Raw genomic sequence first — 26,419 nt, 5'->3', positions numbered from 1 at the left:
AGTTCAACGAGTCGCGGCCGCGGCCAGCTGTGGGGAGAACATGGACGAGGGGAAGCCCACGAAGGCGAAATGGTGGAGCCGGCCTCGGCTCCAGGGCCCCGAGGGCCAGACGGAAGGGGCTCCGCCGACACCGGTTCCGAACGAGGACGGGGACTTCGAGCTGAAGCGCCCCGAGGTCGGCGGGCCGGAGACGGTGCCGTCACCGTCCCCCGACGACGGCGACTACGAACTGACCCGCCCGGACGCGGAGGCCGTGCCGCCGTCCGCGTCGGACGCCGGTCAGGCCGTGCCGCCGACCCGGCCCGACACGGTCGACGCTGTGGCTCCGATCGCGTCCGAGGCCGTAGAGGCCGTGGTGCCGTCTACGTCCGAGGCCGTGGAGGCCGCTGTGCCGTCCGCGTCCGACGCCGGTCGGACCGTAGCGCCCCCTGGCCCTGCCGGCCCCGTGGACGAGCGGCCCCGGCCCCTGCACGACCCCGACCCCTACAGCACCCCGCCGTACGGTGAGCCGGGCCCCTGGGCGCCCGCCCCTCCCGTGCAGCACCCGGCGGCAACCCCCGCCGGTGGTACGGCGATACCGGCGGCGCCGCCCCATGAGGCCCCCGGCACGCAGCCGCCGCCGGCTTCCGACACCGCAGGCCACGTCGGTCCGCCACCGGCCACCGGCGCCCACAGCCCTCTCAGCCCGCCCCCGGCCTCCGGCGGCACCCACAGCCCTCTCGGCCCGCCCCCGGCCCCGGCCACCGGCACCCCCAGCCCCGTCAGCCCGTCCGCCCCGGCCGCCACCCCCTGGCAGAACTACGACCCCTGGGCCCCGACCCCCCTGCCCGCCGCCCCCCTCCAGCAGAACGGCGCCGCCGTGACCACCACGGAGCAGCGGCGCAAGCGGGTGCGCAGGGCGCTGCTCACCGGGGCCGTACTGCTCGCGCTCGTCTCCGGGGGCGTCGGCGGCGTCGTAGGGGCGTACCTGGAGCGCAACGGCGGGGTCGGCGGCGGAGTGGAGCTGCCGCAGGCCGCGGCGGAGCCCACGGGGCGCGCCCCGGACAGCGTGGCCGGAATCGCCGCGCGGGCGCTGCCCAGCGTGGTGACCCTGCATGTGTCCGGCGCCGGCGAACAGGGCACCGGCACCGGGTTCGTCCTCGACGAGCGCGGCCACATCCTCACCAACAACCACGTCGTCGAACCGGCCGGCTCCGACGGCAAGATCTCCGTCACCTTCCACAGCGGCGACACCGCCGAGGCCACCGTCGTGGGACGGGACAGCGGATACGACCTCGCCGTGGTCAAGGTGACCGGTGTCAGCGGGCTGACCGCCCTGTCGCTCGGCAACTCCGACAACGTCCAGGTCGGCGACCCCGTCGTCGCCATCGGCGCCCCCTACGACCTGGAGGGCACCGTCACCTCCGGCATCATCAGCGCCAAGGAGCGGCCCATCACCGCCGGCGGCGAGAGCGACGGGAGCGATGTGTCGTACGTGGACGCGCTGCAGACCGACGCGCCCATCAACCCCGGCAACTCCGGCGGCCCCCTCCTGGACGCCCAGGCCCGGGTGATCGGCATCAACTCGGCCATCCGCTCCGCCGGCGGCGGAGCCGACCCGGACCGCGGCCAGGCCGGTTCCATAGGGCTCGGCTTCGCCATTCCGATCAACCAGGGCAAGCGCGTCGCCGAGGAGCTGATCAACACCGGCCGGGCCACCCACCCGGTCATCGGCGTCACCCTCGACATGGACTACTCGGGCGACGGCGCACGCGTGGGGACCAAGGGCAGCGACGGCGGACCCGCCGTCACCTCGGGCGGCCCCGGCGACCGGGCCGGCATCGAGCCCGGCGACGTGATCACCGAGATCGACGGGCAGCGCGTCCACTCCGGCGAGGAACTCATCGTCAAGACCCGCGCCCACCGCCCCGGCGACCGGCTGGAGCTGACGCTTGAGCGCGACGGCAAGGAAATGACCATTTCGCTGGTCCTCGGCTCCTCCGACGGGCGCTGACGGCCGCACAAGGGCCCGCACAAGGGGCCTGACAAGGCAAAGAACCCGGAAAACCGCATGTGTGCCCGCACGCGGAAGTCCCGGGACAGTACCGGTCGCAGGGGATCGCCGGGTACCGTGGACCCGGCCCGGATCGCAAGGAGCATCAGGTGTTCAATGACATAGGACCGCTGGAGCTGGTGACGCTCATCGTCCTCGCCGTGCTCGTCTTCGGTCCGGACAAGCTCCCGAAGGTCATCCAGGACGTCACCCGGACGATCCGGAAGATCCGCGAGTTCTCCGAGAGCGCCAAGCAGGACATCCGGTCCGAACTCGGGCCGGAGTTCAAGGACTTCGAGTTCGAGGACCTCAACCCCAAGACGTTCATCCGCAAGCAGCTGGACAACGACGAGCTGGGACTCAAGGAGATCCGCAACGGCTTCGACCTGAAGAAGGAGATGGCCGAGGTCACGGACGCGGTCCACGGCCGCGACTCCGAGTCCTCGTCCGCCTCCTCCTCGTCGTCGCCTTCGTCCTCCTCCTCGTCCGGCGACCGCGTCGACCTGACGAAGAAGCCCGAGGAGCGCCCGCCCTACGACGCGGACGCCACCTGAGCCGTAGGGCCTGTCCGCCCTGGTACGTGATGCGTTTCATACTCCGGTGGGGGCCGCGCGCGGCCTGAACCCGACCCCGGAGCGCCCCGCGCGTCGGCCGGTTTCTCGGCTGCTCCCAGCGGTGTGGCTATGCTGCCGAGTTGTTGTGGGACCGGACGAGTACGCCCGAAGGGGGGCGGGCCGCCCGGATCCGACGAGAGCGAGGAGGCGTCCGGGCACATGGAGACGACGAGTAGGGCAGTCGCGCAGGCGCCGGCCGCGGAGGGCGGACAGCAGGTCCCCTCCGCCCGGCGCACGGTCGACGGCTACCTGCTGGCGCCTTTCCCGTGGTACGGCCTCGACGAGGCGTTCACGGGGCCGCGCTGGCTGATGCAGGTCGGTACGGCGGCCGACGGGGCCGTCGAGCACGGATCGATCGGACACGGCGACGAGCCCTCCGTACGGAACGAGGCGACGGAGGACCGGGAGAAGTTCGCCGTTGTGGTGACCGTGGCCGCGAGTCCGTCCCGGCGGAGTGCGGACGGCACGGGGCTGCTGGAGGCGACGTCGGTCTCGTCGGCCGCCTGGCTGGCCGGGGTGGGGCTGCTGTCGTTCACCTGGCCCGGGCAGATGGACCACAGTCTGCGGGACGACTGGCTGGATCAGCAGACCGAGACGGCGTGGGCGCTGGCCGACGATCTGGACGGCCCCGAGTGGTCGACGCTGTCCCTGCCCGTGGACGGCGTGCCGACGCCCTTCCACTACCGCGAGTCCGAGTTCGGGTGGGTGCTCGCCGGGTCCACGCAGGAGGGCGTGCACGTGGGGGCGTACGGCAGAGGCATGAGCGCGTACGGGCTCGGCTTCGCCATGGTCAAGGACATCGGCGAGTACGCGTAACGCGCCGCGGTGAGCGGGGAACTGCGGGCCGTATGCGGCTGGTCGCGCAGTTCCCCGCGCCCCTGGGGACGCTGCCCCCGACGGAGTCGAAGATCAGAACTTGTTCTTCGGGGTGATCCCCAGCGACAGTCCCGAAAGGCCCCGCTGACGTCCGCCCAGCTTCCCCGCGATGCCGCGCAGGGCCGCGCCCGCCGGGCTGTCCGGGTCGGTGAGGACGACGGGCTTGCCCTCGTCGCCGCCCTCGCGCAGACGGACGTCGATCGGGATGGAGCCGAGGACCGGGACCGTGGCGCCGGTCGTACGGGTCAGGCCGTCGGCCACCGTCTGGCCGCCGCCGGTGCCGAAGACGTCGACCATCTCGCCGCAGTGCGGGCAGGGCAGCCCGGACATGTTCTCGACGACGCCGACGATCTTCTGGTGGGTCTGGACGGCGATGGAGCCCGCCCGCTCGGCCACCTCGGCCGCCGCCTGCTGCGGGGTCGTCACGACGAGGATCTCGGCGTTCGGGACCAGCTGGGCGACGGAGATCGCGATGTCGCCGGTGCCGGGCGGCAGGTCCAGCAGCAGGACGTCCAGGTCGCCCCAGTAGACGTCCGCCAGGAACTGCTGGAGCGCGCGGTGCAGCATCGGGCCGCGCCACACCACCGGCGCGTTGCCCGGCGTGAACATGCCGATGGAGATGACCTTCACGCCGTTCGCGGACGGCGGCATGATCATGTTCTCGACCTGCGTCGGACGTCCGTCGGCACCCAGCATGCGCGGCACGCTGTGGCCGTAGATGTCGGCGTCCACGACACCGACCTTCAGGCCGTCCGCGGCCATCGCCGCCGCCAGGTTCACCGTCACCGACGACTTGCCGACGCCGCCCTTGCCGGACGCGACCGCGTACACCCGGGTCAGCGAGCCCGGCTTGGCGAAGGGGACCTCGCGCTCGGTCTGGCCGCCGCGCAGCGCGGTCGCCAGCTCCTTGCGCTGCTCGTCGCTCATGACGTCCAGCGAGACATCGACGCGGGTGACGCCCTCGACGCGGGAGACCGCCTCGGTGACGCGCTGCGTGATCGTGTCCCGCATCGGGCAGCCGGAGACCGTCAGGTACACGGTGACCGCGACCGCTCCGTCCGCGCCGATCTCCACCGACTTGACCATCCTGAGTTCGGTGATGGGGCGGTTGATCTCCGGGTCGTTCACCGTCGACAGTGCCTCGCGCACCGCGTCTTCCTTAACCATAAGGACGATGGTACGGCGCAGGGCGGGGGCCCCGGGATGCCCGTCACCGGTCGTCTACGTCACGTCCGTGCGGCCGTTCTGCCGGGAATACGGCATGACCGCCCGCGCGATGGCCGTCCAGCTCCCTCAGAACGTCCTGGAGTTCCGAGCGGATCCAGTCGCGGGTCGCCACCTCGCCGAGGCCGATGCGCAGCGCGGCGATCTCCCGGGTCAGGTACTCGGTGTCCGCGATCGACCGCTCGTTCTGCTTGCGGTCCTGCTCCAGGTTGACCCGGTCGCGGTCGTCCTGCCTGTTCTGCGCGAGCAGGATCAGCGGGGCCGCGTAGGAGGCCTGGAGGGAGAGCATCAGGGTCAGGAAGATGAACGGGTACTCGTCGAACTTCAGGTCGCGCGGCGCGAAGATGTTCCACAGCACCCACACGATGATGACGACCGTCATCCAGACGATGAACCGTCCGGTGCCCAGGAAGCGCGCGATGCGCTCCGACAGCCGCCCGAACGCCTCCGGGTCCCACTCCGGCAGGATCCGCCGCCGCGGCGGCCGCGGCTGGTCCAGCCGGGCGCGTGCGCGGGTGGCCGCGGTCGCCCCGGACACCGCGCGCTCCCGGACGCCCTCACGCTCAGGAGCCATGCGCCGCCCCTTCGTCGAGGTGGAACTCCGTCTCCCGCCAGTCCTCGGGCAGCATGTGGTCCAGGACGTCGTCCACGGTGATCGCGCCCAGCAGCGACCCGGACTCGTCCACGACGGGCGCCGCGACCATGTCGTACGTGGCGAAGAACCCGGCGACGACCGGCAGCGCGGCGTCCGGCTCCAGGGCCTGGAGGTCGTCGTCGAGCAGGGCGCTGACGAGCGTGTACGGCGGGTCGCGCAGCAGGCGCTGGAAGTGGACCGTGCCGAGGTACTTGCCGGTCGGGGTCTCGTCGGGCGGGCGGCAGACGTAGACCTGGGCGGCGAGCGCGGGGGAGAGGTCGGGGTTGCGGACGCGGGCGAGGGCGTCGGCGACGGTGGCGTCCGGGCGCAGCACGATCGGCTCGGTCGTCATCAGACCGCCGGCGGTGTGCTCCTCGTAGGCCATCAGGCGCCGCATGTCGGCCGCGTCGTCGGGCTGCATCAGGCTCAGCAGCCGTTCCTTGTCCTCCTCCGGCAGCTCGGCGAGCAGGTCGGCCGCGTCGTCCGGGTCCATGGCCTCCAGGACGTCCGCCGCGCGCTCCTCCTTCAGCTTGCCGAGGATCTCGATCTGGTCGTCCTCCGGCAGCTCCTCCAGTACGTCGGCCAGCCGGTCGTCGTCGAGGGCGGCGGCGACCTCGGCGCGACGCTTGGGGGAGAGGTGGTGCAGCACGTTGGCGAGGTCGGCGGGGCGCAGTTGCTCGAAGGTGGCGAGCAGGTTCTCCGCGCCCTGTCCCTTCTCCTCCAGCGAGAACCCGGTGACGGCGGACCACTCGACGGTCAGTGACTCTCCCTTGGCCCGCCTGAGCGGCCCGCTCCTGCCGCCCTTGCGCACGAAGACCCGGTCGATCTCCCAGTCCCGCCGGGCGGGCAGTTGCTGCACCGACAGGTCCAGGACGGTGACCTCCTCGCCGGTCTCGACGAGCGTGACCCGCCGGTCGAGCAGCTCGCCGAAGACCAGCCGCTCGGTGGGCCGCTGCTCGAAGCGGCGGACGTTGAGCACTCCGGTGGTGATGACCTGTCCGGACTCGATGCTGGTCACCCGGGTCATGGGCAGGAAGATGCGGCGCCGGGTGGACAGTTCGACGACGAGGCCGAGCAGCCGCGGGGGCCGTCGGCCGACCCGCAGCATGACGACGAGGTCGCGTACGCGCCCCACCTGGTCGCCGTTCGGGTCGAAGGCGGCGACGCCGGAGAGGTGCGAGACGAAGACCCGGGGTACGCCCCCTGCCATGCCCACCTCCTCCCTGCCGGTATTTGCCCCTCTTTATCTGCTTGAACGGCCTTCAGGCTAGCCCGTCCCGATCGGATACGCCCTGGTGAGCGGTCCGGACGGACTGGCTCCGCTCGGCCGCCGCGACCCCGGTACGCTGCCGTACGCCGCTCAGGACCCCCGTCAGAAAGGCAGCGCACCTGTGACTGCGATTCCCCAGGGCCGTACCCGCCGGGCCGCGTTGCTGAGCGCGATGTGCGCCCTGGTCGTGACGGGAACGGGGCTGACGGGTTGCGGCGGGGACGACCCCGACGCGGGCACCAACGGGGTCGGCAAGCTGTCGGCCGACGAGATCCAGCGCAAGACCCGTACGGCCGCGGACTCCGCCGACGCGGTACGTCTGTCCGGGAACGTGGTCACCAGCGGACGCACCTACCGGCTCGACATGCGCCTGAAGGCCGACGGCGGCTCCGGGTCCGTCACCTCCGAGGGGTCGACCTTCCGGCTGCTGCGGATCGACGAGCAGCTGTACCTCATGGCCGACGCCGACTTCTGGAGCCACGGGGACACGGACGCGGCGGCGGCCGCCAAGCTCGACGGCAAGTACGTCAAGGTGCCCCAGGGCGACCCCTCGTACAAGAAGTTCAGCGGGTTCACCGACATGAACGTGCTCCTGGACGGCCTGCTGACCCTGCACGGCACGGTCGAGAAGGACGGCCACCACGAGCAGTCCGGCACCCGCACCATCCGCATCACCGGCGACGGCGGCTCCGGGGGCACCCTCGACGTCTCCCTCGAAGGCAAGCCCTACCCCGTCCGCCTGGTCCGCGGCGGCGGCGCCGGCACCCTCTCCTTCTCGGCCTGGGGCAAGGACTTCACCCTGGAGGAACCGAAGAAGAACGAGACAGTGGACTACGGCCCGCAGTTGCCGACGTCCTGAGCGGTCCTGGCGCGTTCGACTGCGGTTCGGCGCCCCGAAGGGACGCGGGGAACCGTGCGACGACCAGCCACGACGAGTCCGCGGCGGAGTGCTCAGGCTGTCCGGCGCCTCTTCTTCAGCAGCAGCCGGGGCAGGGCCGCGGGGGCGGGTCGGCGTGTGGTCGCCGGTGACGGGAGCGGGGGCCGGGCCAGGTCGCCGTCGGGCAGGGGGGCCGTGGGGCCGGTGGGCTCCAGGCGCAGGACCCTGCACTCGCGGGACCACCGCAGCGGCATCTCCTCGCCGTCGGGTGCGTTCAGGCGCTTGCCCTTGAGCTCGGCGACCGTCGCCTCCCACTGCTCGGAGCCCGAGGTCAGCTCCACGACCTTCGCCGGCCAGGAGACCAGCCGGCCGCCCTTGTCCTTGCTGCGGACGGTCACCTCGGCGGCGGCTCCGTCGAAGAGCCCCGGCAGCGGCTGCTCGCCCGGCCCGTCGCCGACGACACAGGCCGCGCCGTCGTGCCACGCGTGCCACAGGGCGCGGGCGGGAACGCCCGGCCCCTGGACCCAGATCAGCCCGGACTTCTTCGTGGCCTCCTCGACGAGGGCCTGGTCGAGCAGCTCGCTTGTCATGAGCCCAGCCTATCGAGGGGCGCTCAGAGCCAGCCGTTGCGCTTGAGGGTGCGGTGGATGCTGAGACAGATCATCACCGTGACGCCGAGCACCAGGGGGTAGCCGTACTTCCACTTCAGCTCGGGCATGTGGTCGAAGTTCATCCCGTAGACCCCGCACACCATCGTCGGTACGGCGATGATGGCGGCCCACGAGGTGATCTTCCGCATGTCCTCGTTCTGTGCCACGGACGCCTGCGCGAGGTTGGCCTGGAGGATGGAGTTGAGCAGCTCGTCGAAGCCGATGACCTGCTCGTGCACCCGAGCGACGTGGTCGGCGACGTCCCGGAAGTACTTCTGGATGTCCGGGTCGATCAGCCGCATCGGCCGCTCGCTGAGCAACTGCATGGGCCGCAGCAGCGGCGACACCGCCCGCTTGAACTCCAGGATCTCCCGCTTGAGTTGGTAGATCCGGCCGGCGTCCGTGCCGCGCGGGCTGCCCTTGCGGCCCGGTGAGAAGACGTCCGTCTCCACGTCGTCGATGTCGTCCTGGAGCGCGTCGGCCACCGCGATGTAGCCGTCGACGACATGGTCGGCGATCGCGTGCAGCACGGCCGAGGGGCCCTTGGCGAGCAACTCCGGGTCGTCCTGCAGCCGGTGACGCAGCGCCCGCAGCGAGCCCTGCCCGCCGTGCCGGACGGTGATGAAGAAGTCCCGGCCGGTGAAGCACATGACCTCGCCGGTCTCCACGACCTCGCTGGTGGCGGTGAGTTCGTCGTGCTCGACGTAGTGGACGGTCTTGAAGACGGTGAAGAGGGAGTCGTCGTAGCGCTCCAGCTTGGGGCGCTGGTGGGCCTGGACCGCGTCCTCCACGGCCAGCGGGTGCAGCCCGAACTCGCTGGCGATACCGGCGAATTCGGCCTCCGTCGGCTCGTGCAGCCCGATCCACACGAACCCGCCGTCGCGCCGCACCTGACGCATCGCCTCCTGCGGGCTCAGCGACCTGTCGCACTCGACGCGGGCACCGTCGCGGTAGACCGCGCAGTCGACGACGGCGGAGGACATCGAGCTGTCGCGCGTGGTGTCGTACGCACCGCTGTCCAGGTGCATCCCCTTGCGCAGCGAGGGGCGGGACGGGCGGACCGCGGCGCGCAGGTCACGGATCATCGACATGGCAGGCTCCTTCGCGGGAGAGCAACGAAAGGCCGCCGTGGCGGGTGGAACTGCCCGGAATGGGGACGTCCGGCCGAGAGGTCTCCCGACCCCTTGGGGAAGGGGAGGATGTTTGGCACGTCCACAAAGCGGGGAGCACCGCACCGTCGCGGTGGCGAGCTTCGTTGCTGATTCAGCTGCTGCTAATGACAGACAGATCAGGCAAAACGAGACAAAGGCTCTTCCGCGTGAAAGGCAGGCGTGAGGTGGCAGCCGGCTAGAAAAGCAGAGCAGCTACATCAGCGGCGGAAAGAGCGGGTGCTACTGCACGGTCGACTTCGATCCATGACAGCCCCACCTCCTCCGGCCGGTCCCCCGTAGGGGAGTGTCGTCGGCGTCGGGGCCTGACCGCGACGCTTCTGCGTGCTGCCCCGAACCACCGGGCAACAGTATCAGCCGACTGAAGTGTCAAGGCCCGGCTTTACCCGCTACTGACGAGTTCTATGCTCGCCGCATGACAGATGTTCTTCCTCTGGTCGAGGCCCGGTTGCGTTCCGCGCTGGGCGAGCCGGACGCCCGCGCCGCGGTCACCTTCCTCGGCACGGACCGCATCGAGGTGCTGCGCTTCCACCGGGACGACATCGTCCGCTACGCCACGCTCGGCATGTCCGCCCAGCCGATGGCGGACCCCACCGCGGTGCTCGCCGACCCGGTCAAGGGCCCCCGCGCCGAGCTGGTCCTCTCCGTGCGCGCCGGCCTCGCCGACACCGACAAGGCGCTCCGCCCGCTGGCCGTGCTCGCCGCGTCCCCGCAGGTGGAGGGCGTCGTCGTGGCCCCCGGCGCCTCCCTGGACGTGGGCGAACCCCTGTGGCCCGGCGCCCCGTTCACCTCGGTCCTGGTCGCCGAGCCGGGCGGCCTGGTGGAGGATCTGGAGCTGGACGAGCCCATGGACCCCGTGCACTTCCTGCCCCTGCTCCCCATGACCCCCAACGAGGCCGCCTGGAAGCGCGTGCACGGCGCCCAGGCCCTCCAGGAGCGCTGGCTGACGAACGGCACGGATCTCCGGGACCCGTCCCGCGCCTCGGTCCCCCTGACGTGAGCAAGCTCACCAACGGGCGTTAGGGGTCCGCCAGTTGGCGAAGGCCGCGAGATCGGCCTCGGACCGCGTGGGTCTGCGTGCCGGTGATCCCGGCGGGCGGGTGGAGGTGGCGGGCCCGTTCCCGAGCCCTGCCCGTACGAGAGGCCGGCCGGTCCGGTGACCGCGTCCGAGGTGCCGACCGGTCGCGCGACGACCGGGCCGAACGCGTGCCCGGACGCAGGGTCCGGCGGTCGCCCGCGCGGCCTTCGGTGGCCGCGGCCGGCCGCCCCGCGACCGTCGCGGAAGGGGTTAGCGCCGCTAATTAATGCCATCCGCATCTGGTTCCGTGCGTGAATCGGTTCCGTCCGGACGGGTGATCGTCCTTGACGTGGGGGAGCAGGGGTAGGACCGTGGGGCCCTATGAGGGGCGAACCCAGTTGCCCGAAGTGTGGTGGCCGGGTCAGGGCTCCCGGACTCTTCGCCGATTCCTGGCAGTGCGATGTGCACGGCACGGTGCATCCGCTGCAGCCCGTGATCCCGCCCAGCGTCGAGGCCCTCAGCGTCGTGGTGCATCGCACGCAGGTGCCGGTGTGGATGCCATGGCCGCTGCCGGTCGGATGGCTGTTCACGGGCGTGGCGTGCGCGGGCGACGACCGCAGCGGCGGGCGGGCGACCGCCGTCGCCTGCACCGGTCCCGGGCCGCTCGGCGGCATGGGCGAGCTGATCCTGGTGGCCGAGGAGCTCGGCGTCGGGCTCGGTGCGCGGTACGCGGGGATCGACGGGCCGGATCCCGGGCCGTACATGAGCGTCGAGAAGCCGCCCCAGGCGAAGGTGCTGGCGGCCGGCCGGCCGACTCCGCTGTGGCATGTCACCGGGACACCGGACGACCGCGCGGTCTTCGCGGGCGAGGCGCTGGGCCTGTGGCTGTGGGCGGTGGTGTGGCCCGAGCAGACCGGGCTGCTGATGTACGACGAACTGGTGCTGACGGATCTGCGGGACGCGGGGGCGGAGGTGGAGCTGGTGCCCTGCGGGGCGCTGTCGCCGCGCTTGCTGGAGCCGTGAGCGCCCAGGAGCTCGGGTGGGTGGAGCTGTTCTGGCGGGTGCGGGTTCGTCGTGGCTTGTCGCGCAGTTCCCCGCGCCCCCTGCTGGCCGACCGTTCGTAAGAAGTGAACCCCTGGTTCGACTGTGACAGGCGGGCTCGGCGGAACGGTTATGCTGGAGCGTCCCTTCCGTACCGTCACACCCTGGAGTTCGCGCGTGCGTATCGACCTGCACACCCACTCCACCGCTTCCGACGGTACGGACACCCCCGCCGAGCTGGTGCGCAACGCCGCCGCGGCCGGGCTGGACGTGGTGGCACTCACCGATCACGACACCACCCGTGGGCATGCGGAGGCCGTCGCCGCGCTGCCGCAGGGGCTCACGCTGGTCACCGGTGCCGAGCTGTCCTGCCGTATCGACGGTGTCAGCATGCACATGCTGGCCTACCTCTTCGACCCCGAGGAGCCGGCGCTGCTCGCCGAGCGGGAGCTGGTGCGGGACGACCGGGTACCGCGGGCCAAGGGCATGGTCGCCAAGCTGAACGAGCTGGGCGTGCCGGTCACCTGGGAGCAGGTTCTGAGGATCGCCGGTGACGGGTCCGTCGGGCGGCCGCATGTCGCCTCCGCGCTCGTCGAGCTCGGGGTCGTGCCGACTGTGGGCGACGCGTTCACGCAGGACTGGCTGGCCGACGGCGGGCGGGCCTTCGTGGAGAAGCACGAGACCGACCCCTTCGAGGCCATCCGGCTGATCAAGGGCGCGGGCGGTGTCGCGGTGTTCGCGCACCCCGCCGCCGTGAAGCGCGGACAGACCGTGCCGGAGTCGGCGATCGCGGAGATGGCCGCGGCCGGGCTCGACGGCATCGAGGTCGACCACATGGACCACGACCCGGACACCCGGGCGCGGTTGCGCGGCCTGGGCAAGGAGCTGGGTCTGCTGATGACCGGCTCCAGCGACTACCACGGCAGCCGCAAGACCTGTCTGCTCGGCGAGAACCTGACCGACCCCGAGGTCTACGGCGAGATCACGCGGCGCGCGACCGGGGCGTTCCCGGTGCCCGGGACCGGCGGGGTCTGAGGACCCGTAGGACCCATAGGGCCCGTATCGGGCTCTGAGCGACCGATACCTGCACTGAGGGCCCGATACCGGCTCTGACGATCCGTCACGGATCCGAGGGCCGGGGGTCCGACCCGCGTTCCGAGTGCCCCCGAGGCGCAGCTACGCGCCCACCTTCTGTTCCTTTCTTCGCAAGGCCCCTTCACTGATGTTCGACGCTGCCGTCTTCGGCTCTCTGTTTCTGACCCTTTTTGTCATCATGGATCCCCCTGGGATCACCCCGATCTTCCTCGCGCTGACCGCCGGCCGCCCGGCCAAGGTGCAGCGGCGGATGGCCTTCCAGGCCGTCTGCGTGGCGGGCGGAGTGATCGTCGTCTTCGGCCTGCTCGGCCACCAGATCCTGAACTACCTGCATGTGTCCGTGCCCGCGCTGATGATCGCGGGCGGGCTGCTGCTCCTGCTCATCGCCCTCGACCTGCTCACCGGCAAGACCGACGAGCCGAAGCAGACCAAGGACGTCAACGTCGCCCTCGTACCGCTGGGCATGCCGCTGCTGGCCGGGCCGGGCGCGATCGTGTCCGTCATCCTGGCCGTGCAGAAGGCCGACAGTGCCGCCCTGCAGGTGTCGGTGTGGTCGGCGATCCTCGCCATCCATGTCGTGCTGTGGCTGGTGATGCGGTATTCGCTGCTGATCATCCGTGTCATCAAGGACGGCGGCGTGGTCCTGGTGACCCGGCTCGCGGGCATGATGCTCTCCGCGATCGCCGTGCAGCAGATCATCAACGGCGTCACACAGGTGATCCAGGGCGGCTGAGCCCGCCGGACACAAGCGGAGCCCCGTACGGCGTCGATGCCGTACGGGGCTCCGAAGTGTGAAGGACTCGCGGTTACGAGGCCGTGGTGTCGGCCGGGCGAATCCACAGGCGCTGCCCGGTGGCGGCGGCCTGCTGCACGATCCGGTTGACGGAGGCGGCGTCCACGACAGTGCTGTCCACGGTGGTGCCGTCGACCTCGTCGAGTCGCCTGATCTCGAAGCGCATGGCTTCTCCCTTCGTCTGGTCATCCTCCTGCGGAGAATTGCTGGCTACATGAGGAGTCAACGACCTGCAGGTTACAAACATTCCCTACGCTAAAGAAATTTTTCGAACAACTAACTACTGACGGGTAAGCGACCACTCGTGGACGCGCCGGGGCCGGTTGTGTTCGTAGCGTGACCCTCGGGACAATGGGGGTGATGAACGACGACCTCGCGGCCCTGAGTGCCCGTATCGACCGCACCAACACACTGCTCACGCGCATGCTGGCCGAGGTGGCGAAGACGCCCTCGACGCATGCCATCTTCGTCGACGCGGGGTATCTGTACGCGGCCGCGGGCCGGCTCGTCGCCGGCACGGAGGACCGGCGCGCCTTCGACCTGGACGCCGAGGGGCTCATCGAGGCGCTCATCGACCGCGCCCGGACGATCTTCGCCGACAGCAGGCTGCTGCGCGTCTACTGGTACGACGGCGCCAGGCGCCGTATTCACACCGCCGAGCAGCAGTCGATCGCCGAACTGCCGGACGTGAAGGTCCGGCTGGGCAACCTCAACTCCAACAACCAGCAGAAGGGCGTCGACTCGCTGATCCGCTCCGACCTCGAATCGCTCGCCCGGCACCGCGCCATCAGTGACGCGGCGCTCCTCGGCGGCGACGAGGACCTGGTGTCCGCGGTGGAGGCGGCGCAGGGCTACGGCGCACGGGTCCACCTGTGGGGCATCGAGGCGCCGGAGGGCCGCAACCAGGCCGAGCCGCTCCTCTGGGAGGTCGACAGCCAGCGCACCCTCGACCTCGACTTCTTCAAGCCCTACGTCTCCCGCCGCGTCGCGGCCGCCCACGAGTCGACGGCGACCCGCCCCTCCCGGGAGGACGTCCGCTTCGTAGGCGCCCAGATCGCGGCCAAGTGGCTGGCGGCGCGGGGCAGGGAGTCGCTGGTGGAGCTGCTTCCCGGCCATCCCTATCTGCCGGGTTCGGTGGACCAGGACCTCCTGGTGGAGGCGGAGAGCCTGCTCCAGTACTCCCTGCGGGGCCAGGCCGATCTGCGCAGGGCGCTGCGGGACGGCTTCTGGGGCCACTTGCAGTCGCAGTACTAGTCGCAGTACTAGTCGGAGCGCCGGGAGGCGCCCGTCCAGGGGAGCGCCCCTTCGGGGGCTCGGGGCTGTATCGACAATGCGGCTCCGCCGCGTGGGCGCGACAAACCCTCACCGGCCCGCGGGCTCAGTGCTCCACCAGCTCCACCTTGCATACTCATGCGATCCCATGCATACTTGTGTGCATGTCCAAAGTGCTCACCTCCCTGCCCGTCGGCTCACGCGTCGGGATCGCCTTCTCCGGCGGCCTCGACACCTCCGTAGCGGTCGCGTGGATGCGCGACAAGGGCGCCATCCCGTGCACCTACACGGCTGACATCGGGCAGTACGACGAGCCCGACATCGCCTCGGTGCCCGGCCGCGCGAAGTCCTACGGCGCCGAGATCGCGCGCCTGGTCGACTGCCGTGCGGCGCTGGTCGAGGAGGGCCTGGCCGCGCTCACCTGCGGCGCGTTCCACATCCGCTCGGGCGGGCGGGCGTACTTCAACACCACGCCGCTCGGCCGTGCCGTCACCGGCACCATGCTGGTGCGGGCGATGCTGGAGGACGACGTCCAGATCTGGGGCGACGGCTCCACCTTCAAGGGCAACGACATCGAGCGGTTCTACCGCTACGGCCTGCTCGCCAACCCGCAGCTGCGGATCTACAAGCCCTGGCTGGACGCGGACTTCGTGACCGAGCTCGGCGGCCGCAAGGAGATGTCGGAGTGGCTGGTCGCCCACGACCTGCCCTACCGGGACTCCACGGAGAAGGCGTACTCCACCGACGCCAACATCTGGGGCGCCACCCACGAGGCCAAGACCCTGGAGCACCTGGACACCAGCCTGGAGATCGTGCAGCCCATCATGGGCGTCCGGTTCTGGGACCCCGAGGTCGAGATCGCCGCCGAGGACGTGACGATCGGCTTCGAGCAGGGCCGCCCGGTCACCATCAACGGCAAGGAGTTCGCCTCCGCCGTCGACCTGGTGATGGAGGCCAACGCCATCGGCGGCCGGCACGGCCTCGGCATGTCCGACCAGATCGAGAACCGGATCATCGAGGCCAAGAGCCGCGGCATCTACGAGGCGCCCGGCATGGCCCTGCTGCACGCCGCCTACGAGCGTCTCGTCAACGCCATCCACAACGAGGACACCCTCGCCCAGTACCACAACGAGGGCCGGCGCCTCGGCCGGCTGATGTACGAGGGCCGCTGGCTGGACCCGCAGGCCCTGATGATCCGCGAGTCGCTGCAGCGCTGGGTCGGCCAGGCCGTCACCGGCGAGGTGACGCTGCGGCTGCGGCGCGGCGAGGACTACTCGATCCTCGACACCACCGGCCCCGCCTTCAGCTACCACCCGGACAAGCTCTCCATGGAGCGCACCGAGGACTCGGCCTTCGGCCCGGTGGACCGGATCGGCCAGCTCACCATGCGCAACCTCGACATCGCCGACTCCCGCACCAAGCTGGAGCTGTACGCCGGACTCGGCATGGTCGGCGGCACGCAGGCGGCGGCGGTCGAGACCGCGGGTACCGCCGCCGGCGCGACCAGCCTGATCGGCGCGCTGACCGAGGGCGGCGCCGAGGCGATCGCCTCCGGCGGCAAGGGCCCCGAGGGCGACGAGCTGCTCGACCAGGCGGCGATGGAGTTCGGAACGGACTGATGATCTGACGGCCCCGCTTCCGGGAGGGCCTGTCCGGCGTACGGCGCCGGGCGGGCCCTCTTGGGTTTCCGTCTTATGCGGGCTCGTCCGTGTGCGCGTCCCAGAAGTCGGCCATCGCGCGGGCGGTCGGCTCGGGGCGGTCGGTGTTGGGTGAGTGCTCGGCGCCCTGGACGACCGTCCGGTGCGCCTTCAGGCGTACGGCCATGTCGTCGAGGACCGGGACCGGCCAGGTGTCGTCGCGGGTGCCCGACAGGACGTGGATCGGCAGCGGCACGGCGGAGAGTTCCGCGACCCGGTCCGGCTCGGTGCACAACTGGCTTCCCGTCGCTCGGAGTTGGGCGGGCTTGTTGCCCATCCAGCGGCGACGCAACTGCTCCGGGCCGCCGAGGCCGCGGGCGGGGCCGCCGACCTCCTCGGGCGGACCCATCGCCAGGATGGCGTCCCAGGTCTCGGCCATGCTCATCACGGCGAGTGCGTCCCGCAGCAGTGCGACGCGCTGCTGCTGTGAGGCGGAGATCTGCGCCGGACCGGACGCGATGAGCGTCAGGGACCGGAAGGGCGAGTGGTCGAGCAGGACGGCGGCCCTGGAGATGTGGCCGCCGAGAGAGTGCCCGACCAGGTGGAGCGGGGCGCCGACGGCCTCCGCCTGCGCGAGTACGTCTTTCGCCAACTCCGCCTGTGCGTAAGCGGATTCGTCGTCCGCGGGCCCGTCCGACTCGTACTGCCCGCGCCCGTCCACGGCGACCGTACGGTACCCGCGCGCCGCGAGCGGTTCATGCAGGAGGCCGAAGTCCTCCTTGCTGCCGGTGAACCCGGGCAGCAGCAGTGCGACACCGCGCGGCTCCACCCCGGCGGCCACCGGGCAGTCGACGACGGCGAAGTCTCCGCGGGCGGTGGGCAGGGAGCGGCGGGTGGTGAGGGGGGCGTCGGCTCTGGTCACGAGGTGAGGTTAGCGGGGGTTGGCGGACGCGTTCCGACCCAGCGGTGTGCGGAGGGGGCCGGGAACGCGAACGGCCCGTTCCCGCGCGGTGCGGGAACGGGCCGTCCGGTTGCGCGATCAGCCCTCCGCGGGCTCCGCGGCGGCCGTGGCCTTGCGGGTGCGGCGGGGCTTCGCCTCGGCGGTCTCCGCCGTGGCCGCCGTCTTGCGCGTCCGCCGCGGCTTGGCCGTCGGCTCCTCGGTGGCCTGGGCCGGGATGTCGGCGCTCTCGGTGCTGTCGGTGCTGTCGGCGCTTGCGGCCGTCTTGCGGGTGCGGCGGGCCTTGGGCTTGGCTTCGGTGCCTTCGGCGGTGTCGACCGCGGTGGTGGCCTTGCGGGTGCGCCGGGGCTTGGCCTCTTCGGCGGCCTCGACCGGGGTGGTCTCGGCGGTGGCCGTGGTGGCCTTGCGGGTTCGGCGCGGCTTGGTCTCCGTGCCTTCGGCGGTGTCGACCGCGGCCGTCGCCTTACGGGTCCGACGCGGCTTCGCCTCGGTCTCCGCGGTCTCCGCGGTCTCGGCCGTGGCCGCCGTGGCCTTGCGCGTGCGCCGGGGCTTGGCCTCGGCGGCCTCCGGCTCCGGCGCGACCGCGGCGGTGGCCTTGCGGGCGCGGCGCACCGCGGGCTTGGCCTCCTCGGTGGCCTGGGCCGGGATGTCGGCGCTCTCGGTGCTGTCGGTGCTGTCGGCGCTTGCGGCCGTCTTGCGGGTGCGGCGGGCCTTGGGCTTGGCTTCGGTGCCTTCGGCGGTGTCGACCGCGGTGGTGGCCTTGCGGGTGCGCCGGGGCTTGGCCTCTTCGGCGGCCTCGACCGGGGTGGTCTCGGCGGTGGCCGTGGTGGCCTTGCGGGTTCGGCGCGGCTTGGTCTCCGTGCCTTCGGCGGTGTCGACCGCGGCCGTCGCCTTACGGGCCCGACGCGGCTTCGCCTCGGTCTCCGCGGTCTCCGCGGTCTCGGCCGTGGCCGCCGTGGCCTTGCGCGTACGACGCGTCCGCGGCTCGGCCTCGACGGCTTCGACAGCGTCCACGGCGGCTTCCGCGGTCTTGCGGGTGCGGCGGCGCGGCTTGCTCTCCGTGGTTTCCGGGGTGGCGGCCTCGACCGCGTTCACCGCGGCCTCCGGGGCGGCCGGCGCGGGCTCGGGCGTCTCGGTGGTGGCCTCCGAGAGGTGCACGGCCTCCGTCTGGGCCGACCTGCGGGTGCGGCGGCGGCGCGGCTTGGCCGGGGTCTCGGTCGTACCCTCCGCCGTGGTCACCGCGGCTTCGGCGGCCTCGGTCGGTGCGGGCTCGGTCGTCGTCGGTGTCACGGACGCCGCCGCCTCCGCCGTAGCCCCGCCGCGGGTGCGGCGACGGCGGCGCGGGGTGCGGGTCGCAGTGGCCTCCTCGGCGGCCGGAGCCACCTCGGAGGTCTCCGTCGCCGGGGCGGTCGAGTCCAGCGGGGCGCCGTTGCGCGTACGGCGGCGGCGACGCGGCGTGCGGGCCGGACGCTCGCGCTCGGCGGAACGGGACTCGTCCCGACCACCACGGCCGCCGCGTCCGCGCGCACCGCGGCCGCCGGTCTCGCCGAGGTCCTCCACTTCCTCCGCCGCCAGCCCCGCGCGCGTGCGCTCCGAGCGCGGCAGGACACCCTTGGTGCCCGCGGGGATGTTCTGCTCCTCGTAGAGGTGCGGGGAGGTGGAGTACGTCTCCACGGGGTCGTTGAAGTCCAGCTCCAGCGCCTTGTTGATGAGCTGCCAGCGCGGGATGTCGTCCCAGTCGACGAGGGTGATCGCCGTACCCTTCGCGCCCGCGCGGCCCGTACGGCCGATGCGGTGCAGGTACGTCTTCTCCTCCTCGGGGGACTGGTAGTTGATGACGTGCGTCACACCCTCGACGTCGATGCCGCGGGCGGCGACGTCGGTGCAGACGAGGACGTCGACCTTGCCGTTGCGGAAGGCGCGCAGCGCCTGCTCGCGGGCGCCCTGGCCGAGGTCGCCGTGGACCGCGCCGGAGGCGAACCCGCGGCGCTGGAGCTGCTCGGCGATGTCGGCGGCGGTCCGCTTGGTACGGCAGAAGATCATCGCCAGCCCGCGGCCCTCGGACTGCAGGATGCGGGCGACCATCTCCGGCTTGTCCATGGAGTGCGCGCGGTAGACGAACTGCTTGATGTTCGCGACCGTCGCGCCCTCGTCGTCCGGCGCGGTGGCGCGGATGTGGGTGGGCTGGGACATGTAACGGCGCGCGAGGCCGATGACCGCGCCCGGCATGGTGGCCGAGAACAGCATGGTCTGGCGGCGGGCCGGCAGCATGTCGATGATCTTCTCGACGTCGGGCAGGAAGCCCAGGTCGAGCATCTCGTCGGCCTCGTCGAGGACGAGCGCCTTGACGTGCTTGAGGTCGAGCTTCTTCTGGCCGGCGAGGTCCAGCAGACGGCCCGGGGTGCCGACGACGACGTCGACGCCCTTCTTCAGGGCCTCGACCTGCGGCTCGTAGGCGCGGCCGCCGTAGATGGCGAGCACGCGGACGTTGCGCACCTTGCCCGCGGTCAGCAGGTCGTTGGTGACCTGGGTGCACAGCTCGCGCGTGGGGACGACGACGAGCGCCTGCGGGGCGTCGGTCAGGTCCTCGGGCTTGGCGCGGCCGGCCTCGACGTCGGCGGGAACGGTGACGCGCTCCAGGAGCGGAAGACCGAAGCCGAGCGTCTTGCCGGTGCCGGTCTTGGCCTGGCCGATGACGTCGGTGCCCGAAAGGGCGACGGGGAGCGTCATCTCCTGGATGGGGAAGGGGTTGACGATACCGACGGCCTCAAGGGCCTCGGCCGTCTCGGGGAGGATTCCGAGCTCTCGGAAAGTCGTAGTCAGGGTGCTGCCTCTTCTGTGTGCGCGGTGCGAGGCGAGCGCGGGGGTCTGTGACGGACCGTGCCGGGGACGTCGGCTGCCTTACGGGCAAGCCGTAGGGCACGGGACCACTGCCGACGCTCTAGCGCTCGTACCGCTGAGGGTGTCCCCCCGGGAATCCGTACGCACAGTGCCGTACGGACGAGGGGCTGTCGGGTCGGAGCCGATCGGGCCACCGACCGGGCATCCTCATACGTGCGGCCCGTCGAGACACCGTCGAACAGCGTCGACGTACTCAGCAGGCGCATTACCACCATACCCCGGAATCACGCACATGCGATGGCCGATTTGGTCACGTAGTCGTCGTCACACTGATTGACCAGGGCCTTCCGCCTTCCGGCGAGCGGGCTATTGTGCGCTTCATGACCTCCTCTGACAAGCCTGAAGCTCCCGTCGAACACACCGGAGTCGCTGCCCAGGACTGGGCGAAGGCCTCCGCCGAACCGCAGTACCGCGCCGCGGTCGTCGACCTGCTCGGTGCGCTCGCGTACGGGGAACTCGCGGCGTTCGAGCGGCTGGCGGAGGACGCCAAGCTGGCGCCGACGCTGGAGGACAAGGCGGAGCTGGCGAAGATGGCCTCGGCCGAGTTCCACCACTTCGAGCAGTTGCGGGACCGGCTGACCGAGATCGGGGCGGAGCCGACGGCGGCGATGGAGCCGTTCGTCGCCGCGCTGGACGGCTTCCACAAGCAGACGGCGCCGTCGGACTGGCTGGAGGGTCTGGTCAAGGCCTACGTCGGCGACTCGATCGCCAGTGACTTCTACCGGGAGGTCGCGGCCCGGCTCGACTCCGACACCCGTGAGCTCGTGCTCGCCGTGCTCGACGACACCGGGCACGCCGGTTTCGCCGTGGAGAAGGTGCGCGCCGCGATCGACGCGGACCCGCGCGTGGGCGGACGGCTCGCGCTGTGGGCGCGGCGGCTGATGGGGGAGGCGCTGTCGCAGTCCCAGCGGGTGGTCGCCGACCGGGACGCGCTGTCGACGATGCTCGTGGGCGGGGTGGCCGACGGGTTCGATCTGGCCGAGGTCGGCCGGATGTTCTCGCGGATCACCGAGGCGCACACCAAGCGGATGGCCGCGTTGGGGTTGGCTGCGTAGCGCTCTGTGTGGGTGATGGGGGAGGCGGGCGGTTCGGGGCGTTGCGCGGCTGCCGGTTGGTGGTGGGGGCTGGTCGCGCAGTTCCCCGCGCCCCTACGGGGCGCCCCTGTCAGGCCGTCTGCCTAAGTGTCAGGTCGCTTGTCTAAGCCGTCGCTGAGCGGCCCAGTCTTCTGCCCGCCGGGCGCAGCAGGAGCGAGAGCGAGGCTGCCGAGACGGCCGTGGCGCCTGCCAGGATCAGCAGCAGGTTGCCGAAGCCGAGGGCCGTGTGGGTGATGAAGGCGCCGAAGAGGGCGCCCGCGGCACCGGTGGAGAGGACGAGGGAGCGGGCGGGGAGACGGTGCGGCAGGCGGTGAGCCGCCGCCCACGCCAGGGCCAGGCCGAGGATCGCGGAACTGAGCGCTTCCAAGAGCATGGTGAGGGTCCCTCCCACATGGCCGGCCTGCTCGAAACGGTCGTAGCCCGTCATACCCCTGACCTGCGGAATCCAATCCTCCCCTGTGTTCGAGTTGTGCTCCATCCGTGGAGGAGAGCGGGAGGAGAGCGGGAGGGGAGCGGGATGAGAGCGGGTGGAGGGCGGGCTGAGAGCGGAGTGGAGGGCGGGTGGGGTCACGGTGCGCGAACGCCGGAGGGTCCGGCGGTCGTGAACCGCCGGACCCTCCGAATGTCGTCCGCTGTCTACAGCGCGCCGAAGCCCACCTTGCGCGGGGCCGGCTCGCCGAGCTCGACGTACGCGAGACGGTCGGCCGGGACGAGGACCTTGCGGCCGTGCTCGTCCACGAGGCTCAGCAGCTGCGACGTGCCGGCCAGCGCCTCGGACACCGCCCGCTCGACTTCCTCGGCACTCTGACCGCTCTCCAGAACGATCTCGCGGGGCGCGTGCTGCACGCCGATCTTGACCTCCACGGCTATGTCCCTCCGACGGTCAGTGAAGTGCGCGGCCTACCGCGCCGTACCCAGCACACATTAGCCCGGTGAGGGGACGTACACGCTCCGCGCAAGAACGCCAGGAGCGAACAGCGGGCGGGAACAAACGCTCGGTCAGTGGTGGTCCGTGCCGTGCAGCGGGAATCCGGCGATGCCCCGCCACGCCAGCGACGTCAGCAACTGCACCGCCTCGTCGCGCGGGACGCTGCGGTCGCTGTGCAGCCAGGAGCGCGCCACGACCTGGGCGAGGCCGCCCAGACCGGAGGCGAGGAGCATGGCCTCCGCGGGGGAGAGGCCGGTGTCCTCCGCGATGACGTCGCGGATGGCCTCCGCGCAGTCGTTCGTGACCTTGTCCACGCGCTCGCGTACCGCGGGCTCGTTGGTCAGGTCCGACTCGAAGACCAGCCGGAAGGCGCCGCCGTCGTCCTCGACGTAGGCGAAGTAGGCGTCCATGGTGGCCCGTACGCGCTGCTTGTTGTCGGTCGTCGACGCCAGGGCGTGCCGTACGGCCTGGATCAGCGACTCGCAGTGCTGGTCCAGCAGGGCGAGGTAGAGGTCGAGCTTGCCCGGGAAGTGCTGGTAGAGCACCGGCTTGCTGACGCCGGCCCGCTCGGCGATGTCGTCCATCGCGGCCGCGTGGTAGCCCTGCGCCACGAATACTTCCTGGGCGGCGCCCAGCAGCTGGTTCCGTCGGGCACGGCGCGGCAGGCGCGTACCTCGCGGGCGTGCCGCCTCTGTCTGCTCGATGGCTGTCACGCCGCCTCCCAAAGTCGTCCATATGCGGTGTGCGCCGCGCCGCCATCGTACTTTTCGGTAACCCGGGTGTGCGCGGTGCGAGCGCAGAATTTCACGGACCGGACGATGGCGAAAGCAGTACAGAAGGTTTGGAACAGGGGTCCAGCGGGCAAAAATCGGCCTCCCTCCTGCTCAGCGGGACCTCCGCGAGGCCTTCCACGGGGCCTCATCGGCACCTCCCCGGGACCTCATCGGCACCTTTCCGGCGCCTTCCGTCACCGATAGTCGTCCTCGTCCTGGGAGACGACCCGGGCCTGTTCGATGAGGTCGGCCTCGTTGGCGCGGTCCGGGTTCACGCCGGTCAGCGGGTCGTCGCGGTCGGACGCGACCTCGGTGTGCTGCTCGGCCGCGTCGGCCGCGGGGGCCTCGACGTCGAACTCCTCGGCGTCCTGGGTGTCGTCGTCCTCGAACGTCTCGGGGTCGGTGGGGTCTACGGCCATGATGGGCTCCCTTCCTACGAACGTCCCTGGGAAAAGCAGGGGCCACACGCGGGTGCCCTCTTTATGAGCGTAGGAGACACGCGATCGGGGCGCTATGCGATCCGCGTCCGGAGGGTCACTCCCCGCGCGCGTGGGGGGCGTGTGGAGAGCGCGCGAAGCAAGTGGACACTTCTTCCGCTTGTGACGGCGAACACATGAACCACTGCGTGATCGTCTCGTAACATTGCCGCATGTCTTCGACCGAGCTGCCGTCCGCCTTCCCGGCGGCCAATGTACTGCCGAAGGTGGCGACCGTCCGGGTCGCCGAGGGGGAGCGGCTGCGGTCGGTCGGTTTGCCGGGCATCACGCTGTCGGTGCGGTCCAGGCCCCCCGCGCGCGAGGGCCTGCCGCCCGCGCTCTACGTCCATGGACTCGGCGGTTCCTCGCAGAACTGGTCGGCGCTGATGGAGGAGCTGGAGGGGGCCGTCGACGGTGAGGCCGTCGACCTGCCCGGCTTCGGTGACTCCCCGCCGCCGGACGACGGCGACTACTCGGTCACGGCCCACGCGCGCGCGGTCATCCGTTACCTCGACGCGTCGGGGCGCGGACCCGTGCATCTCTTCGGCAACTCACTCGGCGGTGCGGTCACCACACGCGTCGCCGCGGTGCGGCCGGACCTGGTCCGTACGCTGACCCTTGTGTCGCCCGCCCTGCCCGAGATCCGCGTCCAGCGCACCGCCGTACCGACGGCCCTGCTGGCGCTGCCCGGCGTGGCCGCGCTCTTCACCCGGTTCACCAGGGAGTGGACGGCGGAGCAGCGGGTCCGCGAGGTCACGGCGCTGTGCTACGGCGATCCCGCGCGGGTGTCGCCGGAGGCGTTCCGCAACGCCGTGGAGGAGATGGAGCGGCGGCTGCGGTTGCCGTACTTCTGGGACGCGATGACGCGTTCCGCGCGCGGGATCGTCAACGCGTACACCCTCGGCGGCCAGCACGCGCTCTGGCGCCAGGCCGAGCGCGTCCTCGCGCCGACACTCCTCGTCTACGGCGGCCGGGACCAGCTCGTCGGCTACCGCATGGCCCAGCGCGCGGCCCGCGCCTTCCGCTACTCCCGACTGCTCAGCCTGCCCGACGCCGGGCATGTGGCGATGATGGAGTACCCGGACACCGTGGCCCGGGCCTTTCATGAGCTCCTGGCGGATTCGGGGGAGCCGGCGGGCGGTGCCGGACCGGCGGACGGCGGCTCGTCGGCGGCGGGGGGCGCGACGGTGGCTGGCGGGCGTGCAACGGTGGCTGGCGGTGGCGCGTCGGCTGATGGCGGTGCCTCGGCTGACTGCGGTGCGTCTGGGGGCGGTGATGCGTCGGCTGGCGGCGGTGGTGCGTCGGTGGTCGACGGTGAAGCCTTGACCGAGAACGCGGGGAGCTGAGGCGGGACGTGGGACGCCACAGCCGCCGGGGGCCTGTCCCCAAGGGCGATGACGCCGAGACGGGTACGAGTGCGCGCACGGGTACGGGTACGGGGCGCGGGCTTTGGAGGGGGCGGGTAGCACCCGGGGTCGCTCAGGGGGTGCCTGGGCCGGAGGGGGCGCGAGCATCACAGGGGCCGCAGGGGCCGCAGGGGCCGCGGGATGGTTGGCCGGACGCCGGTGTTGGGGCTGGTCGTTGGGCGGCCGGTCCGGAGGGGGCACCGCAGGGGAGCCCGGGCGGTGGGCCGGCGGCGTACGGGGTGCCGCGGCTCGCAGACGGAACGCCGGCTCATGGCGTCCCCAGGTTTCCGGACGGCACGCCTGCCCATGGCATGCCGCGGTTTGGTGACGGCACGCCGGCTCATGGCGTTCCCCGCTTCCCTGACGGCACGCCGGCTCATGGCGTCCCCCGCTTCCCCGACGGCACGCCCGCTCACGGAACCCCTCGCGCGCGTGGTGGGCATCCGGAGCAGAGGGAAGCCGGGGGTGGCTGGGGTGAGTTGAGGGGGGCCGGCGTGGCGGCTCCGTCGGCCGAGCCCGGGGTCGGTGTGCCGCGGCAGCGGCCGGCGCCGGGTGGTGGTCGTGGGCCGCGGCAGGACTACGTCGACGCCTTCGGTGACGTCGACGTCTTCGAGCCCCGTACGGCCGCCGACGCGTACGCCTCCGTCACCGACTGGTCCGCCGACGGCAGCGGCATCGGGGGCGGCACCGACCCCTACGACGCCCCGCCGACCGGCGAACCCGCGCCCGCCAAGGGCTCCAGGGGGCGGACCTTCACCGGCATCGCGGCCGCCGCCGTCACCACCGTGCTGGCGGTCGTCGTGGCCGGGCAGGTCACCGACCGGGGCGACGACACCGACGTACAGTCGCAGTCCGCGGGGGACCGCGCGCGGGAGGCCCGGGACTCCGCCTCGCGCAGCGACGGGCGGCCGACGCCGGCCGGGGAGCCGACCGCGGCGGCGCCGCTGACGTACGAGCAGCGGATGGACAGGAAGTACCCGCTCAGCCCCACGCTCGACGGCTCGGGGAAGTTCGACGCGATCCAGGGGATCGACAAGGCGCCCGGCAAGGGGCAGAAGTTCACGTACCGCGTGGACGTGGAGCAGGGCCTCGGGCTCGACGGCGAACTCTTCGCGCAGGCCGTGCAGAAGACGCTGAACGACGACCGGAGCTGGGCCCACAACGGCGCCCGTACCTTCGAGCGCATCCACTCCGGCACGCCCGACTTCGTGATCACCCTGGCCAGCCCCGGTACGACCGCCGACTGGTGCGCCAAGTCCGGTCTGGACACCACTGTGGACAACGTGTCCTGCGACTCGGCCGCCACCGAGCGCGTGATGGTCAACGCCTATCGGTGGGCGCAGGGTTCGGAGACCTACGGCGACCGGATCCACGCCTACCGGCAGATGCTGATCAATCACGAGGTCGGCCACCGGCTCGGCTACCGCCACGTCACGTGCGACAAGGACGGCGACCTCGCCCCGGTCATGCAGCAGCAGACCAAGTTCCTCGAGCACGACGGCATCCGCTGCCGCGCCAACCCGTGGGCGTATCCCGGGAACTGAGGGCGCCCGCGCGCCGGAAACGGCCGTGACCTAACGAAACGTAACTGCTTGATCTCTTAGCGCGATCGAACGCGACCCGCGCGGGAAAGTTACGACCGTTCACCCCTTCTGGTGGTGGGGGGGGCCCCCCGCCCGGG

General features: G+C 71.6%; 25 protein-coding genes. 13 read left to right on the top strand and 12 right to left on the bottom strand.

What is annotated here, in order from left to right:
* The first annotated feature begins 40 nt into the window (after positions 1-40).
* The 3 genes from ICC28_RS32115 (at position 41) to ICC28_RS32105 (ending at position 3,462) form a co-directional block, all read left to right on the top strand.
* Positions 41-1,993, top strand: a complete 1,953-nt coding sequence (locus tag ICC28_RS32115; protein WP_188292303.1) for a S1C family serine protease — start codon at positions 41-43, stop codon at positions 1,991-1,993.
* A gap of 149 nt (positions 1,994-2,142) precedes the next feature.
* Positions 2,143-2,586 (top strand): sec-independent translocase, encoded by a 444-nt coding sequence (locus tag ICC28_RS32110; RefSeq protein WP_188292302.1) that lies wholly within the window; start codon positions 2,143-2,145, stop codon positions 2,584-2,586.
* A 219-nt stretch (positions 2,587-2,805) separates the two neighbouring features.
* Positions 2,806-3,462, top strand: coding sequence for a hypothetical protein (locus ICC28_RS32105; RefSeq protein ID WP_223190076.1), 657 nt, complete (start codon positions 2,806-2,808; stop codon positions 3,460-3,462).
* Positions 3,463-3,555: 93 nt separating this feature from the next.
* Here the strand turns inward: ICC28_RS32105 and ICC28_RS32100 are convergent, their stop codons facing one another.
* Genes ICC28_RS32100 through ICC28_RS32090 form a run of 3 tightly spaced genes read right to left on the bottom strand, consistent with a single transcriptional unit; the run spans position 3,556 to position 6,590 of the window.
* The gene (locus tag ICC28_RS32100; protein ID WP_188292300.1) at positions 3,556-4,689 is read right to left on the bottom strand and encodes an Mrp/NBP35 family ATP-binding protein; all 1,134 of its coding nucleotides are present in this window, start codon (positions 4,687-4,689) and stop codon (positions 3,556-3,558) included.
* A gap of 43 nt (positions 4,690-4,732) precedes the next feature.
* Positions 4,733-5,320 carry a DUF1003 domain-containing protein gene (locus ICC28_RS32095; RefSeq protein ID WP_188292299.1) on the bottom strand — a complete coding sequence of 196 codons (588 nt, stop codon included), beginning with the start codon at positions 5,318-5,320 and terminating at the stop codon, positions 4,733-4,735.
* Positions 5,310-6,590, bottom strand: coding sequence for a magnesium transporter MgtE N-terminal domain-containing protein (locus tag ICC28_RS32090; protein WP_188292298.1), 1,281 nt, complete (start codon positions 6,588-6,590; stop codon positions 5,310-5,312). The genes ICC28_RS32095 and ICC28_RS32090 overlap by 11 nt, the downstream gene beginning before the upstream one ends.
* A gap of 181 nt (positions 6,591-6,771) precedes the next feature.
* Here ICC28_RS32090 and ICC28_RS32085 point away from each other — a divergent pair, with 181 nt between their 5' ends.
* Positions 6,772-7,509: a hypothetical protein gene (locus ICC28_RS32085; protein WP_188292297.1), complete on the top strand. Its 738-nt coding sequence runs from the start codon at positions 6,772-6,774 to the stop codon at positions 7,507-7,509.
* A 92-nt stretch (positions 7,510-7,601) separates the two neighbouring features.
* Here ICC28_RS32085 and ICC28_RS32080 read toward each other — a convergent pair whose 3' ends face one another.
* Together ICC28_RS32080 and ICC28_RS32075 are read right to left on the bottom strand one after the other, a co-directional pair.
* Complete coding sequence (locus ICC28_RS32080; protein WP_188292296.1) at positions 7,602-8,117, bottom strand: hypothetical protein; 516 nt, start codon at positions 8,115-8,117, stop codon at positions 7,602-7,604.
* Between the two features lie 23 nt (positions 8,118-8,140).
* Positions 8,141-9,268 carry a magnesium and cobalt transport protein CorA gene (locus ICC28_RS32075; RefSeq protein WP_188292295.1) on the bottom strand — a complete coding sequence of 376 codons (1,128 nt, stop codon included), beginning with the start codon at positions 9,266-9,268 and terminating at the stop codon, positions 8,141-8,143.
* A 493-nt stretch (positions 9,269-9,761) separates the two neighbouring features.
* Here ICC28_RS32075 and ICC28_RS32070 point away from each other — a divergent pair, with 493 nt between their 5' ends.
* The 4 genes from ICC28_RS32070 (at position 9,762) to ICC28_RS32055 (ending at position 13,233) form a co-directional block, all read left to right on the top strand.
* Positions 9,762-10,346 (top strand): suppressor of fused domain protein, encoded by a 585-nt coding sequence (locus tag ICC28_RS32070; protein ID WP_188292294.1) that lies wholly within the window; start codon positions 9,762-9,764, stop codon positions 10,344-10,346.
* A 399-nt stretch (positions 10,347-10,745) separates the two neighbouring features.
* Positions 10,746-11,387 (top strand): DUF6758 family protein, encoded by a 642-nt coding sequence (locus ICC28_RS32065; RefSeq protein ID WP_188292293.1) that lies wholly within the window; start codon positions 10,746-10,748, stop codon positions 11,385-11,387.
* Between the two features lie 195 nt (positions 11,388-11,582).
* Positions 11,583-12,440, top strand: a complete 858-nt coding sequence (locus tag ICC28_RS32060) for a PHP domain-containing protein (RefSeq protein ID WP_188292292.1) — start codon at positions 11,583-11,585, stop codon at positions 12,438-12,440.
* Between the two features lie 187 nt (positions 12,441-12,627).
* Positions 12,628-13,233, top strand: a complete 606-nt coding sequence (locus ICC28_RS32055; RefSeq protein WP_188292291.1) for a MarC family protein — start codon at positions 12,628-12,630, stop codon at positions 13,231-13,233.
* Between the two features lie 73 nt (positions 13,234-13,306).
* On the opposite strand, the gene ICC28_RS32050 is transcribed toward ICC28_RS32055, so the two are convergent.
* Complete coding sequence (locus ICC28_RS32050; RefSeq protein ID WP_188292290.1) at positions 13,307-13,459, bottom strand: hypothetical protein; 153 nt, start codon at positions 13,457-13,459, stop codon at positions 13,307-13,309.
* A 194-nt stretch (positions 13,460-13,653) separates the two neighbouring features.
* Between ICC28_RS32050 and ICC28_RS32045 the strand changes: the two genes are divergently transcribed.
* Together ICC28_RS32045 and argG are read left to right on the top strand one after the other, a co-directional pair.
* Positions 13,654-14,547, top strand: coding sequence for an NYN domain-containing protein (locus tag ICC28_RS32045; protein ID WP_188292289.1), 894 nt, complete (start codon positions 13,654-13,656; stop codon positions 14,545-14,547).
* Between the two features lie 182 nt (positions 14,548-14,729).
* Positions 14,730-16,184 (top strand): argininosuccinate synthase, encoded by a 1,455-nt coding sequence (argG, locus tag ICC28_RS32040; protein ID WP_188292288.1) that lies wholly within the window; start codon positions 14,730-14,732, stop codon positions 16,182-16,184.
* Positions 16,185-16,257: 73 nt separating this feature from the next.
* On the opposite strand, the gene ICC28_RS32035 is transcribed toward argG, so the two are convergent.
* Entirely contained in the window at positions 16,258-17,124 is an 867-nt protein-coding gene (locus ICC28_RS32035; RefSeq protein WP_188292287.1) for an alpha/beta fold hydrolase, read from the bottom strand.
* Between the two features lie 117 nt (positions 17,125-17,241).
* Positions 17,242-19,890 carry a DEAD/DEAH box helicase gene (locus ICC28_RS32030; RefSeq protein WP_188292286.1) on the bottom strand — a complete coding sequence of 883 codons (2,649 nt, stop codon included), beginning with the start codon at positions 19,888-19,890 and terminating at the stop codon, positions 17,242-17,244.
* A 491-nt stretch (positions 19,891-20,381) separates the two neighbouring features.
* On the opposite strand from ICC28_RS32030, the gene ICC28_RS32025 reads away from it, so the two are divergent.
* Positions 20,382-21,116: a ferritin-like fold-containing protein gene (locus ICC28_RS32025; protein ID WP_223190072.1), complete on the top strand. Its 735-nt coding sequence runs from the start codon at positions 20,382-20,384 to the stop codon at positions 21,114-21,116.
* Between the two features lie 142 nt (positions 21,117-21,258).
* Here the strand turns inward: ICC28_RS32025 and ICC28_RS32020 are convergent, their stop codons facing one another.
* The 4 genes from ICC28_RS32020 to ICC28_RS32005 form a co-directional block, all read right to left on the bottom strand.
* Entirely contained in the window at positions 21,259-21,528 is a 270-nt protein-coding gene (locus ICC28_RS32020; RefSeq protein WP_188292372.1) for a hypothetical protein, read from the bottom strand.
* Between the two features lie 263 nt (positions 21,529-21,791).
* The gene (locus tag ICC28_RS32015) at positions 21,792-22,019 is read right to left on the bottom strand and encodes a DUF3107 domain-containing protein (protein ID WP_188292284.1); all 228 of its coding nucleotides are present in this window, start codon (positions 22,017-22,019) and stop codon (positions 21,792-21,794) included.
* Between the two features lie 135 nt (positions 22,020-22,154).
* Positions 22,155-22,796 (bottom strand): TetR/AcrR family transcriptional regulator, encoded by a 642-nt coding sequence (locus ICC28_RS32010; RefSeq protein WP_188292283.1) that lies wholly within the window; start codon positions 22,794-22,796, stop codon positions 22,155-22,157.
* 254 nt (positions 22,797-23,050) lie between these two features.
* Positions 23,051-23,275, bottom strand: a complete 225-nt coding sequence (locus ICC28_RS32005; RefSeq protein WP_188292282.1) for a hypothetical protein — start codon at positions 23,273-23,275, stop codon at positions 23,051-23,053.
* Positions 23,276-23,505: 230 nt separating this feature from the next.
* Here ICC28_RS32005 and ICC28_RS32000 point away from each other — a divergent pair, with 230 nt between their 5' ends.
* Together ICC28_RS32000 and ICC28_RS31995 are read left to right on the top strand one after the other, a co-directional pair.
* Positions 23,506-24,678: an alpha/beta fold hydrolase gene (locus ICC28_RS32000; RefSeq protein ID WP_188292281.1), complete on the top strand. Its 1,173-nt coding sequence runs from the start codon at positions 23,506-23,508 to the stop codon at positions 24,676-24,678.
* Positions 24,679-24,686: 8 nt separating this feature from the next.
* Positions 24,687-26,282, top strand: coding sequence for a DUF3152 domain-containing protein (locus ICC28_RS31995; RefSeq protein WP_188292280.1), 1,596 nt, complete (start codon positions 24,687-24,689; stop codon positions 26,280-26,282).
* The last annotated feature ends 137 nt before the right edge of the window (positions 26,283-26,419 follow it).

Origin of the sequence: Streptomyces sp. TRM68416 (assembly GCF_014596915.1) — a bacterium.
Lineage (GTDB): Bacteria > Actinomycetota > Actinomycetes > Streptomycetales > Streptomycetaceae > Streptomyces.
The sequence above is the reverse complement of the archived record's forward strand: the minus strand, read 5'-3'. Positions and strand labels throughout refer to the sequence as shown.

Coding starts and splice junctions, on each gene's coding strand:
- ICC28_RS32020 (WP_188292372.1), bottom strand. CDS start 21,528: ATGCTCTTGGAAGCGCTCAGTTCCGCGATCCTCGGCCTGGCCCTGGCG.
- ICC28_RS32115 (WP_188292303.1), top strand. CDS start 41: ATGGACGAGGGGAAGCCCACGAAGGCGAAATGGTGGAGCCGGCCTCGG.
- ICC28_RS32080 (WP_188292296.1), bottom strand. CDS start 8,117: ATGACAAGCGAGCTGCTCGACCAGGCCCTCGTCGAGGAGGCCACGAAG.
- ICC28_RS32050 (WP_188292290.1), bottom strand. CDS start 13,459: ATGCGCTTCGAGATCAGGCGACTCGACGAGGTCGACGGCACCACCGTG.
- ICC28_RS32000 (WP_188292281.1), top strand. CDS start 23,506: ATGTCTTCGACCGAGCTGCCGTCCGCCTTCCCGGCGGCCAATGTACTG.
- ICC28_RS32105 (WP_223190076.1), top strand. CDS start 2,806: ATGGAGACGACGAGTAGGGCAGTCGCGCAGGCGCCGGCCGCGGAGGGC.
- ICC28_RS32065 (WP_188292293.1), top strand. CDS start 10,746: ATGAGGGGCGAACCCAGTTGCCCGAAGTGTGGTGGCCGGGTCAGGGCT.
- ICC28_RS32055 (WP_188292291.1), top strand. CDS start 12,628: ATGTTCGACGCTGCCGTCTTCGGCTCTCTGTTTCTGACCCTTTTTGTC.
- ICC28_RS32005 (WP_188292282.1), bottom strand. CDS start 23,275: ATGGCCGTAGACCCCACCGACCCCGAGACGTTCGAGGACGACGACACC.
- ICC28_RS32030 (WP_188292286.1), bottom strand. CDS start 19,890: ATGACGCTCCCCGTCGCCCTTTCGGGCACCGACGTCATCGGCCAGGCC.
- ICC28_RS32025 (WP_223190072.1), top strand. CDS start 20,382: ATGACCTCCTCTGACAAGCCTGAAGCTCCCGTCGAACACACCGGAGTC.
- argG (WP_188292288.1), top strand. CDS start 14,730: ATGTCCAAAGTGCTCACCTCCCTGCCCGTCGGCTCACGCGTCGGGATC.
- ICC28_RS32100 (WP_188292300.1), bottom strand. CDS start 4,689: ATGGTTAAGGAAGACGCGGTGCGCGAGGCACTGTCGACGGTGAACGAC.
- ICC28_RS32095 (WP_188292299.1), bottom strand. CDS start 5,320: ATGGCTCCTGAGCGTGAGGGCGTCCGGGAGCGCGCGGTGTCCGGGGCG.
- ICC28_RS32075 (WP_188292295.1), bottom strand. CDS start 9,268: ATGTCGATGATCCGTGACCTGCGCGCCGCGGTCCGCCCGTCCCGCCCC.
- ICC28_RS32070 (WP_188292294.1), top strand. CDS start 9,762: ATGACAGATGTTCTTCCTCTGGTCGAGGCCCGGTTGCGTTCCGCGCTG.
- ICC28_RS32045 (WP_188292289.1), top strand. CDS start 13,654: ATGAACGACGACCTCGCGGCCCTGAGTGCCCGTATCGACCGCACCAAC.
- ICC28_RS32090 (WP_188292298.1), bottom strand. CDS start 6,590: ATGGCAGGGGGCGTACCCCGGGTCTTCGTCTCGCACCTCTCCGGCGTC.